Annotated in this window: 13 protein-coding genes; 6 read left to right on the top strand and 7 right to left on the bottom strand. The window is 44.9% G+C overall.

Translation table 11 applies throughout. The features are described from left to right. Positions 1 to 95: 95 nt before the first annotated feature. Positions 96 to 653 carry a hypothetical protein gene (locus tag AC1DXF_RS07960; protein WP_477447774.1) on the top strand — a complete coding sequence of 186 codons (558 nt, stop codon included), beginning with the start codon at positions 96 to 98 and terminating at the stop codon, positions 651 to 653. Between the two features lie 123 nt (positions 654 to 776). Here AC1DXF_RS07960 and AC1DXF_RS07965 read toward each other — a convergent pair whose 3' ends face one another. From AC1DXF_RS07965 to AC1DXF_RS07985, 5 genes are all read right to left on the bottom strand, one after another. After that, the gene (locus tag AC1DXF_RS07965; RefSeq protein WP_477447775.1) at positions 777 to 3,062 is read right to left on the bottom strand and encodes a glycoside hydrolase family 20 protein; all 2,286 of its coding nucleotides are present in this window, start codon (positions 3,060 to 3,062) and stop codon (positions 777 to 779) included. Positions 3,063 to 3,125: 63 nt separating this feature from the next. Beyond that, the gene (locus tag AC1DXF_RS07970) at positions 3,126 to 3,953 is read right to left on the bottom strand and encodes an N-acetylmuramoyl-L-alanine amidase family protein (protein ID WP_477447776.1); all 828 of its coding nucleotides are present in this window, start codon (positions 3,951 to 3,953) and stop codon (positions 3,126 to 3,128) included. Next, positions 3,950 to 4,396 (bottom strand): Fur family transcriptional regulator, encoded by a 447-nt coding sequence (locus AC1DXF_RS07975; protein ID WP_477447777.1) that lies wholly within the window; start codon positions 4,394 to 4,396, stop codon positions 3,950 to 3,952. The genes AC1DXF_RS07970 and AC1DXF_RS07975 overlap by 4 nt, the downstream gene beginning before the upstream one ends. Before the next feature lie 435 nt (positions 4,397 to 4,831). Next, positions 4,832 to 8,005 (bottom strand): TonB-dependent receptor, encoded by a 3,174-nt coding sequence (locus AC1DXF_RS07980; protein WP_477447778.1) that lies wholly within the window; start codon positions 8,003 to 8,005, stop codon positions 4,832 to 4,834. A 900-nt stretch (positions 8,006 to 8,905) separates the two neighbouring features. Continuing rightward, entirely contained in the window at positions 8,906 to 9,886 is a 981-nt protein-coding gene (locus tag AC1DXF_RS07985; protein WP_477447779.1) for a GlxA family transcriptional regulator, read from the bottom strand. A gap of 135 nt (positions 9,887 to 10,021) precedes the next feature. Between AC1DXF_RS07985 and AC1DXF_RS07990 the strand changes: the two genes are divergently transcribed. The 4 genes from AC1DXF_RS07990 to AC1DXF_RS08005 all read left to right on the top strand — a co-directional run bounded on the left by AC1DXF_RS07990 (position 10,022) and on the right by AC1DXF_RS08005 (position 13,535). After that, a complete protein-coding gene (locus tag AC1DXF_RS07990; protein ID WP_477447780.1) occupies positions 10,022 to 10,513 on the top strand; it encodes an SRPBCC family protein in 492 nt (163 codons plus the stop codon). A gap of 30 nt (positions 10,514 to 10,543) precedes the next feature. Next, the gene (locus AC1DXF_RS07995; protein WP_477447781.1) at positions 10,544 to 11,002 is read left to right on the top strand and encodes an SRPBCC family protein; all 459 of its coding nucleotides are present in this window, start codon (positions 10,544 to 10,546) and stop codon (positions 11,000 to 11,002) included. Between the two features lie 152 nt (positions 11,003 to 11,154). Then, positions 11,155 to 12,006 (top strand): DUF2911 domain-containing protein, encoded by an 852-nt coding sequence (locus AC1DXF_RS08000; protein ID WP_477447782.1) that lies wholly within the window; start codon positions 11,155 to 11,157, stop codon positions 12,004 to 12,006. Between the two features lie 179 nt (positions 12,007 to 12,185). Beyond that, positions 12,186 to 13,535, top strand: a complete 1,350-nt coding sequence (locus AC1DXF_RS08005; protein WP_477447783.1) for a sensor histidine kinase — start codon at positions 12,186 to 12,188, stop codon at positions 13,533 to 13,535. Between the two features lie 84 nt (positions 13,536 to 13,619). Here the strand turns inward: AC1DXF_RS08005 and AC1DXF_RS08010 are convergent, their stop codons facing one another. Both AC1DXF_RS08010 and AC1DXF_RS08015 read right to left on the bottom strand, forming a co-directional pair. After that, the gene (locus AC1DXF_RS08010) at positions 13,620 to 14,162 is read right to left on the bottom strand and encodes a heme NO-binding domain-containing protein (RefSeq protein ID WP_477447784.1); all 543 of its coding nucleotides are present in this window, start codon (positions 14,160 to 14,162) and stop codon (positions 13,620 to 13,622) included. A 193-nt stretch (positions 14,163 to 14,355) separates the two neighbouring features. Beyond that, entirely contained in the window at positions 14,356 to 15,372 is a 1,017-nt protein-coding gene (locus AC1DXF_RS08015; protein WP_477447785.1) for a hypothetical protein, read from the bottom strand. Positions 15,373 to 15,602: 230 nt separating this feature from the next. Between AC1DXF_RS08015 and AC1DXF_RS08020 the strand changes: the two genes are divergently transcribed. Next, positions 15,603 to 16,541 (top strand): DUF5996 family protein, encoded by a 939-nt coding sequence (locus tag AC1DXF_RS08020; RefSeq protein WP_477447786.1) that lies wholly within the window; start codon positions 15,603 to 15,605, stop codon positions 16,539 to 16,541. The last annotated feature ends 77 nt before the right edge of the window (positions 16,542 to 16,618 follow it).

Below are 16,618 nucleotides of genomic sequence, written 5' to 3' on the forward strand. Positions count from 1 at the left end.
GTCAATCGGCCATAAAATAAATTATTGGAGATGATAACATTTTCTTAGCTGATAAGTTAGTATTTCAAATAACCCTGCGATATATTTAAAAATCTATGCTCAAGAAAGCTATTTTGTTCCTGATACTTGTCACAACGGCTACGTTTGCCCGTGCTCAAACGGCCGAACAGGTTTACGACAACTACCTCGATTTTAATGTTGCAAAGCTGAATGATGACGCAGCCTCGGCAATTGCCCTTGCCGAAAAGATATTGCCCGACACAGCTAAGCTGACGCCCAAAGTCCGGCTTGCATTTTATAACTCCCTGGCAAAGCTTTACGAAGACGATAACCAAAGTATCAATGCTGTTAAATATTACAAAATAGTTGCAGCCGCCCAGCCAGATTATTACGTGGCGCACCGTGCTTTAGGCTACCTGTATATCAAAGACATTTCGGGAAAGCCCGTGGTGGTGAACCTGAATTATATTGAAAAAGCCAGGTTGGCGTTACCCCACCTTGAAAAAGCCCAGGCCTGCGATCCGGATGAAAACACCCTTAAAATTATCAAGGTGCTCTATAACAACTTAAATAACGAAGCCGCGCTTAGCACCCTCCCCGCCCGCCTCGCAAATTTGAGTAAGAACTGTATTGATTTGCTGAGTGATCAATGATTTAGATGTGCAAATGATTAATCAATTTGAAAATTTGAGGATTTGAAAATTTGAAAATGAGGTTTCTCATATCTAAAATTCATCCTTTTTCACCTGCACATCTGAAATCTGCACATCTGCATATCATTTTATAACTATTTCATCTACCAACAACCATGCTTTGGCACCGGCAATATATTCGCCAGGCGGAATAATGCCTTTGTTGGTACCCCTCACTCTTACATAACGTGCCTGGGTTGGATTAATATCGGCCCTCACTGTGTTAATACCGTTCGCGTTAAACTCGGTTTGCCGGTAAACTTCGGTGTAGTTTTTGCCGTCTTCAGATACTTCAAAAGTCAGTAATGTTGGTTCCCACATTTTTTGCCAGTGGTATTTTAAAATGTTAATGCCCAATTGCGATATTGTTTGAACCGAACCCAGATCGACCACAGCATCCAGGTCATTGCCGCTGAAGCCGAACCACTGGCCATCGTTGTATAATTTGCTGCCCAAAATACCATTAACCAAACCAAAGGTATTACCGGGATTATAAGCTCCCTGCGGCTGGTTAACAAGGGTTACTGTTTTACCAACGCCTTTGTGAATGGTGATTTTTTTTTCATATACCCGCCCGGTTAATTTGCCATTGTTAAATACAGCTGCTTTTATGCTGACAGATTGGGTAATGGTTAAGGCACCTTCATACCTTTTGATGCCTAAGCCGGGTAACGATCCGTCGGTGGTATAAAATATTTCTCCGCCGGGCAAGGTGGTGTTTAAGCTAAGCGACACCTGGTGGTCGGCAGTTTCATTTACACTATCCGTTATCTCGTCAAAAGTATTGGCGGCATTAATATTCAGTTTTGTAAGCATCGGCTGCTCATACCTTAACCGCCTCAAAAAGCCATCATAATTTTTGTTTTCTTTAGCCGACCAGGCTACCTCGGCCAAAGCCAATATCCTGGGGAACCATTGACGCTCGGCCCGGGCGGCACTGGGCAGGTACTCGCTCCAGGCGTTGGCTTGTACGCCTTTGATGTACCGGGCTTCGCCGGCAGATAATGCTTTAGTAACAGGTTCATAGTTATAAGTTTTGCTTAGCGGGGTATAGCCACCCGCTGCAATTGGCTCGTCGGGGTATAAGGACTGATAATAGTCCAGGTACACATATTTTTCGGGCGTCATGATGGCGTTGTGGTGTTGTTTGGCAGCAGCTATGCCGCCGTCCTCACCTGTCCAGCTCATAACAGTTGCGCCGGGGGTTAAGCCACCTTCCAGGATTTCGTCCCAACCAATAATCTGGCGGCCTTTACTGTTCAGGTATTTTTCCATACGGCCTATGAAATAGCTTTGCAGCTCGTGTTCATCCTTCAAATGCTCGTCCTTAATGCGTTTTTGGCATTTAGGGCAGGTTTTCCATTTGGTTTTTGGGCATTCATCGCCACCTATATGAATGTATTTTGAAGGAAACAGCGGCAATACTTCGTCAAGCACGTTTTGCAAAAAAGTAAAGGTTTCATCATTACCGGCACAATATACATCATCAAAAATACCCCAATAAGCAACCGTTTTGTAGGGGCCGCCGGTGCAACCCAGTTGCGGGTATGCAGCCAATGCCGCCAGCGCATGCCCCGGCATTTCAATTTCGGGAATAACGCTGATATGCCGCTCCTCAGCATATTTTACGATGGCCTTAACCTCGTCCTGGGTGTAATAACCGCCATAACGTTTGCCATCAAAAAGGTGCGGGCTATCGCGCTTGTGGCCTATGATGGTTTCATCCCGGTAGGCTGAAATGCTTTGTAAAAGCGGATATTTTTTTATTTCTATACGCCATCCCTGGTCGTCGGTGAGGTGCCAGTGAAAGGTATTTATCTTATATAGGGCCAGCATGTCTATCCATTTTTTGATGTCGCTCATGGCAAAAAAATGGCGGCTTACATCCAGCAGCATGCCCCGGTACCCAAAACGGGGACGATCTTGAATTGAACAGCGCTCAACGGTTATTTTCCCGTTGGATAAGCGTAATAGCTGAATAAGTGATTGCAGGCCATAAAACACACCGGCTTCATCATGGCCGGTTATTTTAATTTGCTTTGATGTTACCACCAGTTCATAACCCTCAGGATCAACAACTTTAGAGGAATCGATTTTCAGGATGATATTGCCTTCCCTTTTCACTTTAGGCCGATATCCGGCAAGGGACTGAAAATATTGATTAAAAAATATAAGGTTGCCCGTTTTGATTCCGGGCTCTATAGTTATACCTGTAGCCGCAGAAAATGTAAACATCCCCTTACCTTTTTCAAACTTACAGGGCTGCGGTATTATCCCCTGTTGTTCAATTTGTGCCGATGTACTGCCCGCAATTAATGCCAGGCTTAAGATAGTTAACAGGAATTTGTACGGATGTATCAGCTTTATCATGAATGCAGATTTGCAAAGCCTAATATAGCTGATTATAGGTATTTACGCGTTCAATTATAAAAATTACAAGCTGCCGATAGCTTTGCGATAATTGGTAATGGCTGTGGCGATAGATTTTACAATAGCATCCTGCCCGCCGGGCGAGTTGAGGTAGTCCTCCTCTTCGGGGTTGTTAATAAAACCTGTTTCGATAAGTACGGCAGGCATGGCGCTATGGGCCAATACCAGTACCCCCTGCTCCTTCACCCCTTCGCTTGGGCGGCCGTCAAAATCAGTAAACTCGGCATTGAGCAGATCGCCGAAGAGGATACTTTGTTTGCGGTACTTTTGAATATAGGCGTTCAGGATAATGGCGTTTGACGGGTCGGTTTGATCGTAGCTTTCGTAGTTTTGCTTGTAATCCTTTTCCTGGAAAATAGATGCGTTTTCACGTACAGCCTCCTCCTGCTCCTTCAGCCTGTGGAAACCGTAAACCAGCAGCAGCACTCCCTTACGCTTATGTGCCGAAGCCGCGTTTCCTTCGGGAGATGAGTTGCAGTGGATAGAAACAAACAGGTTACCATGCGCCTGGTTGGCTATGTTTGATCGTTGATTGAGGGGGATAAACGTATCGTCGGTACGGGTCATCAAGGCGGTAAGGTCCCTCATGCCGGTATCAATATAAAGCTTCAGTTTTTTGGCTATGGCCAGGGTAACATTTTTCTCAACCGAGTACGATCCGCGGGCGCCGGGATCTTTACCGCCATGCCCGGCATCAATAATAACCGTCTTAAACCTGAAGCCCGAGCCTGCCGGGATGGAATCTCTTTGCTGTGCCCGGGAGTTTAAATAAAACAGGCAAATTCCTATACAAAACCCGATTATTCTTGAAATTTTCTTGATATATCTCATCTTTTTACCGCCTTTTTGCTGCATTTTGGGCACAAGCCGGTAGCATATAGTGTAAAGCCCCGGGGCTCAAAACCCGGTGGCAGGGTTATGGCGGGAAGGTGCAAATCGTCAAGGCAGTATACGTTTTTGCATTGGGTGCAGTTGAAGTGCACGTGCTCGTCATGATGATGGCCTTCTTCGCAACTTGACGAGCAGAGGGCGTAATTGGCCGTGCCGTTTAAATCAAAAACTTTATGAATAATGCCTTTTTCTTCAAAAGTATTCAGGATGCGGTATAGGGTAACCCGGTCGATATCGTTCATAACACCCTCCAGATCAGGCTGTGAGGTGGCTGCACTACGGGCCGACATCATAGACAATACCCTAAGCCGGGGGGCAGTCTTTTTTAAATGGTGCCTGTTCAGCAGGTCTTCGAAGTGAAAGTTATTACGGGCTGGTTCCATCTAAGTTTTATAGGGGCTGTATACGTGCAAATATATACAACGTTGCATTACGGGAGAAATTATAGTGATGCTGTTGCGCAGGTGTCCGGGTTTTGCGGGATATGGTGTTTTGGGGTTCAGACAGGCAGCGGTTTGAACGGCGGCGACAACTCACCCTGGCTACGCTGTGCTGGCCGACTCTCCGGCTGGCGTCGCAACTCATTTTTATTTTTTTTCCGTTTCCGCCCCTCTATGCGACGCAGTCGGAGAGAGGGGATGACGTCCGTTAGCTAACGGATCGTCGGGGTGAGTCGTAGCCGCCATGCGATAAACGCCATTCCCCTCCAGGTTCCACCAAGTTCTCGCTCCCCTGGCACAACATCAGCCAAAAAACAATGCCCTGCAACAGCTTTTCGCTATCGCAGGGCAATGCCATTCTGAACTTATATAGTCTGCTTAAAACCCATATCGTAACCCTACCTGGAACTGGTATGGGTTACCGCTTAAGCCGGATACACCTGCATTGGTGTTTACGGTATAGGCGTACTGTTTATTTACAGCGTCAAAGCTTTTGATGGTGTAAATTGAAGTAGTACCAAGGTTATGGTTTACGCCCCAATTTTTGTCGAGTAAATTGCTGACGTTAAACAGGTCGACTGATATCTCGAGGTATTGCTTTTTCAGGATTTGCACCCGTTTGATCAGCCTCAGATCTATTACACCGTAAAACGGGTTAACGCCGCCGTTACGTTCTGCTATTTTGCCAAAGCTTTTCTCAATATAATCTTTCATCCCTTTTTCAACCTTGGGGTTATTTAATATAGCATTGATGCCATCTTTTAAATATTGCGGTGTAGATGCGGAGTTAGGATTGTAGATGTAAGCCAGGTCATTGCTGGCCACAAAATCGCCATTAACGTTGCCGTTTACTGTTAACGAATACCTGGTGCCGCTTATCCCCGAAAACCGTAAACCCGCGCTAAAACCATGAAATGTTGGCGAGCTACCATAAAACACCACCTTATTACGAAACTGGTTGTCCGAATAGTTCATGCTGCTTAGGTTACGCGGATCGTCTTTTACATATTGTACCAGGGTAGCGGTGTTTGCCACGTTTCCGTTGTACGATGTATTGTCTTTAGTTTGGTTCCAGGTGTAAGAGAACGATATTTCGCCTTGTTTATAGTACCTGTAATCGGCATCGATGACAAAGGCTACCTGGTTAACTTTTCCCAGGCTTTCAAGTTCGAGCACCCGTCCAACTTCGGTAGTTTTGCGGCCTTGTGTCCAGTCGGCCGATCCATTTGCGGGATTAATTGTACCTGCCGGAACATATACGCCCCGGTTATCTTCGGCGGCTATGCGGAAATATGGTTCGTCTACCATGTTTTTATCCACATAGGTGTAGTTATTGCGGCCCAGGCTCAGGTAAGCACTGGCGGTAACGCGAAAGTTTTGCGCAAAAAAGTGCGAATACGAGGCGTTGGCCTTGTAAACCTTAGGTACTTTGGCGTCTTTGCCGTTCATGTTGATGGTTGCCATCTTTGGTATCGATGGGTTATCAAGCAAGTCCTGGCCTGGCGCTGTCGACGGATCTTTGCGGTAGGCCGGAAAATTGGGCGTTGGCACCAGGTTACCGGTAACATCAACGCTTTGGATATGCGAGCCATCAAACAGCATATTGTTAATCATCGAATACGGATTAAGCGCAGAGCCTAATATGCCGCCTCCAACCCTCACGATATCTTTCCCGTTTTGCCCCAAATCCCAGGTTGCCTGTATGCGGGGCTGAATTTGCAGGGTAGCCAGTTTATTGGATGTGTTTAAGCCTAATGTTCTGTTAACTACTTCGTTAAAATTCGCCTTATCAAGGTAATCAGTATAATCGGCACGGATACCGGCAGTTAAATCAAAACCCGGAAATAACGTGGTTTGGGCCTGCACATACAGGTTTGGCGCAAGAATGTTGAATTTGATATTATGATCTGCCGAAACATAAATATCCCTGGCAAAACGGTAAGGCGTAAGGTTGTTAAAGTTGGTTAACCCGGTAAAATAAAAACGCCCGTTGGTTTCGCTGCCATAAATGGAATTCTGGTTGGTAAAAGATAAGCCGCCTCCTAAAGTGAAGTTAAATTTTCCTTTCGTCCAGTATACGTTATCGGTAAGCTGTGCCACGTTGTTGTTAAAATAGTCGCCGCCGTAACGTTGGCCGCCCAATTGTATGGCCGTTGAATAGGTTGATCCGTTTGCCGCTGTCGAAGAAATATTTTGCACTATAGCGCGCGGAATATTGTCGGCAGGCAGCTGGCTGTTGGCAAACATTTTATTGTATTCCCAATAGTGCTGTACTTTCAGTTCGTTGGTTAAGGTTGGGCTCAGGATGCTGCGCAACGAGGCCATTACGCTGTTGTTCAGGCTTTTCCTGGTGCTATACACCTCGTAAATATTGATGGCCGTATTATCATTATCCGATTGGTTATCCAGGTCATAGATAAAGTTATCGCGAATGGTGAATAAGTTTTTAGCGTTGATTTGCCAGTCTATACGGGCGAAACCGGCATGGGTATTTTTAAATTTATCAAACTGGCCCACCTGCGGCGAATTGGCAACACCGTATTTTGTGCGCGCTATTGATAAAAAGTTATCAAGGGTAGCCTGGGTTACGTTGTAGCGTTTTTCGTCATCGGCAGATTGAATATTAGCTATGTACAAAGGCCGCGAATCTGCCTGGTGATCCCATGCTATAAAAAACTGTGCCTTATCTTTAACGATGGGGCCGCCCAACGAAAATCCGTACTGATAAGTAGAGAACGCCTGGTTACGTTTTAAGCCGTTTAAGCCATAGGGGCTTGAAAGCCAGTTGGCACGCGCGTAGGTAAAAGCGCTTCCCGAAAGTACGTTGGTGCCCGATTTGGTTACTGTACTGATGGTGCCGCCGCCGGCGTTACCGTAAGTAACGTCATAGGCATTGGTAACCACCTGAAATTCGCGTACGGCTTCCAGCGATATGGAATAAGCGCCGGTTGGCTGCCCGCCAGATATGGTGCCGCGTGCTGCCATACCATCAATAGTATAATTGGTTGCCGATGCCAGCTGGCCATTCAAGCTGCCGCCCGAACTAAGTGGCGATAAATCTGCCAGGGTGGTAAAATTACGCCCGTTTACCGGCAGCTTCGCAATGTCTTTAGCGGTAACGGCTGTTGACGAGCCTATATTTTCAATTCTGTTGCGGGTGGTGGCCGATTTAATCTCGACCACGTTAAGCTCATGAACTTTGTCTTCCATAACAAACGCAACCTGCAGCAGGTCGCCCTGGTTAAGTGCAAAGTCGGTTTGTTTTTGGGGCGCCATGCCTAAAGCTTCTACAGTAATGCTGTAAGGCGAACCAAGGGGAAGCTCCTTTAAAAGGAACGCGCCTTTTGAATTGGTTGTGGTTTTAATCATGAACCCGGTCGACTCATTTTTCACCGTAACGGTTGCGTTGGATAAAAGCGCGCCGCCAGGGCCGGATACTTTGCCGGAAATACCGGCCAGGTTAGTTTGTGCCTGGCCCGTTGTAACCAACAGGAAGCAGGCTATGCCCAGCAGGCATATTTTTTGCAGGATAGTTTTGTATAAAGTCAGCATTTCTTAAGTATTAGTTAGCCGCAAAGGTGTACTTGCCGTATTAACCAAAGATTCCCTAACTATTAACCTTAAGTAGTGATTATTTAATCTAAATGTTAATTTTATTGGATTAGGTTACGTAAATTCATTAAATGATATCGCCATTTTATTATTGAGGTATTTGTTTAGGGCGGGGCCTTCAAGTAAAATACCTTAAAGAATTTCGTTTAACAGAAGGTCGCCACTGCTATAACTCTGTATATCAGAATTACCGAAGTTTAATATAGATGGCCATCAGAGTCAGGAAAATCGCTTTTAAACTTTTTTTAGCTACAAACGATTAAGCTTTACAATATAATACACTTTTAAGCTGCCTCGTAGAGGCTACCTGTTTGTAGAAAATAAATAGTTCAACCCTTTTTGCTCCTTAGGAGCTACCTTTCTTCAGGATCAGCTTTTCAAAGCGATTCCCCTGCGATCGGAGTGGAAAGGTACACCAAACGGAGGCAAAAAAAAATTTGACGGATATTGAGAACCAAACTTTAAAAGAGGGATGTCGCAGGGAAATCGCTTTTAAAGAGGAGGCACCTACAGAGCCTGGCTTTTAGGTTTCCTTTGTCTATAAACACGAGACTCCGCTGGAGTCAATGATTCACCGACTATTTTCAACTCCAGCGGAGTTACGTGTTTATAGTGAAAAGCGCCTCGTTTTTTGGCTCCGTAGGTGCCTCCTGTTTTATTGTTGATTTTAAAATCGATTTCCCTGGGGATGTCGAACTCGTATTGACATTTCCTCAAATATTTAGCAAATTTGATCTGATATCAATAAATATGGCACCAATAAAAAGGCTTCACGTATTACCAGCAGGATTAGCTGTCCGCAGGAATAATAACGGTCTCGAGATAATCTGATGTCGGTTCTTACGCCCCCACCCCTTCCCTGTTATATTTCGCCCGGTAATCCAACGGCGACAGGCCGGTTATTTTTTTAAACACTTCCCTAAAGGCTTTATCATCGGCATAGCCAACTTCATTCATTACTTCAAAAATACTTTTGCGGCCTTTTTCCAGGGTGCTTTTGGCTACTTCCACTTTTACACGCTGCAGGTATTCTACCGGGGTGTTGCCAGTGGCTTTAATAAAACGCCTGTCGAAATTCCGGCGGCTGATGGCCAGCTTAGAGGCTAATCCTTCGAAAGAAATTTTTTCGTTTAGGTTTTCTTCTATAAAAATTTGGGCTTTACCAATCAGCTCGTCGCCATGGTTTTTCTGTGTCTGAAAAATATTAAAGGGCGATTGCGATGTCCGGTCCATATCAATCTGGAATACTTTGGAGCAGTAAATAGCTGTTTGCCTGTCAAAATACTTTTCGACCAGGAAAAGTACCAGGTTCAAAAAGGAGTAGGCGCCGCCGTTGGTGTAAATGCCCTGCCCAACCGTAAGCAGTTTATCGGTATGCAGGTCGACGTTGGGGAACAGGCGCTTAAAAGCAGTTGCCGCATTCCAATGGGTGGAGCATGTTTTGCCGTCGAGCAGGCCGGTAGCGGCTAACAAAAACGCGCCGGTGCAAATACTGGCTATTTCGGCTCCGCGCTGATATTGTTCGCCTATCCAGCTGATAAGGCCGGTGTTCTCCTTAAGTACCCGGTCGTACTCGTGCGAAACGGATGGGATGATGAGTAGGTCGGCTTTTGATATTTCATTTATATCTACAGGAAAAATGGAAAAAAAACCGCCATCCAGTTTTAGTTCGGTTTCAAAACCGGCTATATGCACTTCCATCATGGGCCGGTGCCCCAACTGCTGCCAATAGCCATTTGCGCGGTTCAGGATTTGAAATGTACCTACTACGCTGGCCAGGTTGGCGTATCCTTTGGGTACAATGATGACAACTTGCTTCATGCTAAAAATTTTGATTAAAGATAGCTATCTGATTTGTCCAAATCAACCCGTCAGAATGTCCATTTTACACCTTGTACAAGCGGTACTTCGGCGGTAAATTTGTTATATACAATTCCAAATCAATAACTATAAAAAATGACAACAGCAGATTTTACAACCACCCTGTTGGTTGACCAAAGCCCCAGGGAAGCATTTAATGCCATCAATAACGTTCGCGGATGGTGGTCGGAAGAAATTGAAGGCGGTACCAGTAAACTGAATGATGAGTTTAATTACCATTTTGAAGATATACATACCTGCAAAATGAAGCTGATAGAAGTTGTGCCGGATAAAAAAGTAGTTTGGCTGGTGCTGGATAACTATTTTAAATTTACCCGGGATAAAACCGAATGGACGGGCACAAAAATTAGTTTCGGGATTTCGGAAGAAGATGGTAAAACGAAGGTCGTTTTCACCCATCATGGTTTGGTGCCGGCATATGAGTGTTTCGAGATTTGCCGGGGCGCCTGGACCACTTACATACAAAACAGCCTGGCCGGCCTGATCGCTACGGGTAAAGGACTGCCCAACGCCGCCGGTACCGCAAGAACAGAAGACGAAGAGAAACTCATGGCCGAAAAAAAATAAGCCGGCAAACCACATCATCTCCAATACACCATGAACAATTATCAAAAAAGCATCACCGTAAACAAATCCGCCGATGAAGTTTACGCCGCCATTACAGAACACATTGCCGATTGGTGGAGCGATGACCTAAACGGCGCCACCGCCCACACCGGCGACCAATATGATATTGCCTTCGGGAAAACCCAAAAAACATTTAGTATAATTGAGGCCGTCCCCAATGAACGTGTACTATGGCAATGTAATAAAGCGTACATAGATATGGCTTCCCTAACAAACAAGGCGGAGTGGGTGGGCACTAAAATGATATGGACGATAAGTGCCAACGGCCAGGATACCACCCTGAATTTTTTGCACGAGGGCTTAAACCAAAGTTTTGAATGCTATAACGTGTGCGAAGCCGGCTGGGATTTCTTTATAGGCAGCCTGCATGCTTTTTTAACCACCGGAAGCGGAACGCCGTATCGCAAACAACAGGCCGCATCGGCTTGAGAGGATACCAGGCAGGCCGCCGCGCAGTGAACCCGTTGCTCCTTAAAAAACATAAGCAGCTATTTCACAGCCATTTGGCCTTATTAAAAAATAAATAATAGCTTTATGACATAAAGCGTCGGCCGCTTTGCGAAACCATCAATAATAAAACCATGAAAACAACCTTATTTTGCTTGCTTACTTTTATAATGCTTAATTTTTATAATGCCGGGGCACAGGAACTGCCTTTTAAAATACCGGCAACAAGTTTAGGCCAGCGTATTGAACAGGATTTTGGGCTTGGCACCATATCGGTAAAATATTACCGGCCTAATACCAAAGGCCGCAAAATTTTTAACGGCCTGGAGCCCTACGGCATTGTTTGGCGTACCGGGGCCAATAATGCCACTGTTGTAACCCTTACCGATAGTATCCAGGTAGAAGGCAATACTCTTGCACCCGGTTCGTATTCGCTTTTTAGTATTCCCGGTGCAGATGAATGGACAATTATATTTAATAAAACCATTAACCAATGGGGCGCTTATGCCTATGACCCAAAACAGGATGTGCTCCGTTTTAAGGTAAAACCAACAAACCTTACCAATAAGGTGGAAACCCTTACCATTCAATTTGCCGACGTTCGGCAAGACAACTGCCTCCTGCAAATACTGTGGGAAAACACGGGTATCAACCTCCATTTAACAACCGATGTTGATAGCCGAATTATGGCCAATATACAGGAGGCCATGAAAGGCGAAAAGAAGCCTTATTACATGTCGGCTGTATGGTATTACAACCATAACCGGGATATGCAGCAGGCGCTTACCTGGATGCAGGAAGCTGATAAAGCCACCCCGAATGCATATAATGTAAAATACTGGCTGGCAAGACTGCAGCTAAAAACAGGCGATAAAAAATCGGCAATAATATCGGCCAATGAGGGGCTTAAGCTGGCATCGGCCCAAAACAATGCCGAATACATCCGTATGAATAAAGAAGCTTTGCGTGACGCAGGGACAAACTGATAATTTTACCTGCTTTGTCCCTAAAAACTAAGTTCAGACAATCACCCAAAACGTTAAATTTATTTCCTTCATTTCAAACAGGTATTGGCTAAAACAGTTAAATTTGGGATACCTCTGAGGCAACGGCCGTACATATACGCCAATCTTTAGAGCGTTAATCCCGTTTAACTTTAAAAAGTTTGATTAGTAGTAAGGTAAATGTAATATGGAATAGGTTAATTGGCCTTAAACCCGATTTCGGTTTAGAGGGGCGGATCTTCCATTCCGTTTGCATTATCGTTATGTTCGGGCTTGCGCTCAACATCCCATTTAATTATATGATTGGCCTGCCCAAGCTGGCAGGGCTTATGTTTGTGGTATTGCTGGTTGTGGCCGCAGCCTATTATGCATCCCGTTTTTATAAAATGCTGCGCCTGGCAATTGTCACATTCCAGGTTATCAACAACCTGATGCTGATAGCTAATTATTACGACAACTCCGGCCTCAATGGCCCTACGCTTGCTATCTTCCTGTTATCATTCATTATAGCGGTTTCCATCATCCCGCAAAAGCAGTACGCGGTTTGGTTACCTATAAATGTATTAACAATGTTATCGTTGATATACTGGGAAGCGACGCACCCCGGCTGGATCAAAGATACCTACCCCAACAAGAACAACCGCTTTGCCGATTTTGGGTACAGCTATATTATCATCGCCGCGCTTATTTTTTTTATAATAGCTTTTATCCGGAGTGCTTATCACCAGGAACGCCGCCGGGCAGAGCATGAAGCCGCAGAACTGGCTGCCAGTAACGAAACCAAGAACAAATTACTATCTATCCTGGCACATGACCTTAAAGAGCCCCTAGCTTCGGTACAGGGTTTCCTGGAATTACTTACCTATTATAAACTGGAGGAAACAGAAAGGCGGAACATTGAGAATGAGTTGCTAAACCGTACCCGCGATACCGCGCAAATGCTGGGCAACGTACTTACCTGGACCAAGAGCCAGATGGGTGGCGTACAGGTACAACTGGTGCCTCTGCAACTGTTGCATGCGCTGGATGGCACCTTGCAGCTATTAAAAAGCATTTCGGCCGAGAAGCAGATTGAGCTACAGCATGATATCGACGAAACCATTTGGGTGGTCGCCGACCCCGACATGCTACAACTGGTGATCAGGAATGTGGTGATGAATGCCATTAAATTTACCTTTCCGGGCGGTAAGGTTACTATAAGCGCCAATACAAGAGATGGCAAATGCACCATCGCGATAGCCGACAATGGCATGGGCATTCCGGCCGGTAAACAAGCTAAATTATTTTCGATAAGCGAGCAGGTTACCTATGGTACCGGGAAAGAAAAAGGGGCCGGCCTTGGCCTGGTGCTTTGCAAAAATTTTGTGGAACTGCAGGGCGGCGACATTTGGTTTAAGAGCGAGCCGGGGTTGGGCAGCACCTTCTTTATCAGCCTGAATTATTGCCCGCCGGTAACAAACGTTTTCAGTTCTGCAGATACGATAGCAAGGGTTCCCGGAGCGGCATTTTGATGTGATAATTTGCCATACATTTACCTTGCTCCGGTATCTATGCGCTGCTTTAAGCCTTCGGCCTTTAGCTTTGAGCTTCCTCCCCTACCAGCTTACCCGGAAAATTTCATGATCGTCGCCGTTATCCCTATCGGCTAAAAGCGAAACCTGCGCAGGCGTGCCATACATTTTGCCCAGGCCCAGTAACAAGCCTCTTACAAATGATTTAAGGCCAATCCGTTTTGAAAAATAATGCACCGAGATGCTGTTTTCTTCAATATCTGTAACCTGGAATTCCGGTGGGGTCAGTTTAGGGTATATCAGCATAATGCGGTTATGGAACATCGGCAAATTAATTAAAAAAGCTTTCAGATGTTCGCCGCCGGCTTCCATCAAATCCCCGTATTTTTCTTTCCCGGTTTTCAGTATCCACCACTCTCCAAAGGCCTCCAGCACATCGGCAACAGGCATATCCATTTCGTCGCTCACCGCGTTAGCCAGGCTATAGGTCAGGTCATCGTCATAGGGTTCGCTGCTGATGAAAAAATCTATATCAAGCTTCGTGCGCAGTTTTACCGCTTCCCACTTATCCTCGCCAAAGTTTGCTACTACTAAGTCTTCTATCGCCTTGTTAACTATTCCGTACATGGTTAAAAGTTTAAGTTTGGGCTAAAAAAATGCCAGGCCTCGCGATATTATCCGGCCTGGTAAGAGGATTTGCATTTGTGTTACCGTTTTTCTTTAGTATTAAATAAATTATGGGCTGCCAAATGATACTTTTAACGCAAGCAACCTGCGACAAGTTACTATAGATGAACACAATAAACAAGATTAATAACATTTATATCAAATTTACTATTTCATTAATTACAGCATCCAGTTTTTTTGCGCTCTGCAACAAACGTGATAATACAGCCGGATCAACCTTATCTTCATATTTATTCATCTCCAACAAGTTTATCAGTCCTAAAATATTGGCCAGTGGTGCCCTTATCAGGTGGGTTTGGTCAAACGCAACTTTTGCCAAAACCATGCTTTTGTGCCTGTTATCGTGCTTTACCTCTTCTTTTTCGGTAACATCCCTGCCATAAACATTAATATAGTTGTGGTCGGCAACGTAACGGCAAATAAAAGAGTATATCTTGTTATCATAAGCCGCCTCAAATGGCATATCAAAAGATGTTTGAATCCTGACAATATGCTTCCAAAATTCTTCGCGGGAGTACGTATTACCCTCGAAATTAAAATAAGTGATATGATCTGCTGCAGGGTTACTCATTAAAACATGACCATCTGTTGCAATCCTAAACAAGGGATCGGGGTTTTGTAAAGCAAAAAGCGCTATATCGCGAATTTCATCTGTTGCCTTTTTCAATTCGCTTTTTTTGCGGTGAAGGGTGATAAGTAATTGCCTTAAATCGTCATTTACAATATCCTTGGTTTTAAGCACATGCAAAAGGTCAATTAACGGGTCGTGAAAGGCAAAATCGTGCAGGGTAAGCTTGTGCTGTTTTACTTCTGTCATGTTATCAAACCAGGGCGAACCGATAAAAAGTAACTGGTTTGAGTTTTGCAGAAGTTCAAATTGCCCTCTCAATATATCATTAAATGCGTTATTAACCTCAACTATTACCAGTTGCTTGCAAACCCCTCGCAACGATACAAATGTTGGCGGCACATTGGCAGGACGTTTTAAGCTAAAGTGATCATAAAATAAGCGCTGGGGAGGCTGTTCAAAAATCTTTTTTAAACTGTTACCGCATGATTGTATGGTAAGGTCCTGGTTAATGAGAATATAAAACGGGAAAAGTTGGTTGAATTGATCTTCATTAAAAGAAAATACCGTATTGACATTCATTTTATACTTGTTAAAACAGGCTAAATCTGATCTTTTTGAAGCAAGGTTGGGGTAATTATCAATGCTGTACCTTAGTACGCAAAACAGCAGCAAGCTGTTGCATTATAACTCTTTAACTTTATTATTTGGGTAGTATTTCCGTTTTTTGAATATAAATACAGGCCGTTACAGATCAACTACCGTCAAAAACATAAACCCTACCTCATTGTTCCTTAAAAAACCTGTAGCAAATGAACAATCACTCCACCCCTAACTGGCCCGTTTTAGATTATCACGATCTGAAAGAAACTATTGCCACTGCACACATGTACACCCAGGTAGTTGGCAAAATAAGGCTGCAGCAAATGCCCTGGATCAATCATTCGTGGCAGGTTACTTTGTATGTGAGCCCTACGGGGTTAACTACCGGCGGCATGCCATATGCAGGCGGTGTTTTCCAGATTGATATGGATTTCATCAGTCACCAGGTACAGATAACTACCAGCGAAGGGGCAAAGCTTGATTTTGCCATAGGCGGTAAAACGGTAGCCGAATTTTATACTGGTTTGATAAGTACCCTGCAACAAGCCGGCGTGGATGTAACCATTTACGCGGTACCCAACGAGGTTGACCCGGCCATACCTTTTGCCCAAAACCATGCTCCCTGCGGCTATGATGCCGCTGTAATGCACAACTTTTGGCAGGCGTTGGTACGCATACACAATGTATTTACCGATTTCAGGGCCGGGTTCCAGGGCAAGAACAGCCCGGTACACTTTTTCTGGGGTGGTTTTGATTTGGCTGTTACCCGTTTTTCGGGCAGGCCAGCGCCCCTGCACCAGGGCGCTATGCCTAATATGCCCAAAGCCGTAATGCAGGAGGCTTATTCGCACGAAGTAAGTTCATGCGGTTTTTGGGCAGGTTCGGATGCATTTCCGCACCCTACATTCTATTCATATTGTTACCCTACCCCGGATGACTTTGGCACACAGCAGGTAGCACCACCCGAGGCATTTTACAGCACCGAAATGGGCGAATTCCTGCTCACCTACGAATCAGTGCAACGATCGGCAAATCCCGAAGCTACTTTGCTTGAATTTATGCAATCTACCTATGATGCCGCTGCCTCAACCGGCAACTGGGACAAAAACCTGCAATGCGACTTATCAGCGCTGAAAAACCGGCTTTAACAGTTCATAAACACCTTGTATCTATAAAATTAACCGGCCCTGCTCCGTTAGGAGACAGGGCCGGTTAAAGCATGCTA

Source organism: Mucilaginibacter sp. P2_A5, from assembly GCF_056404995.1.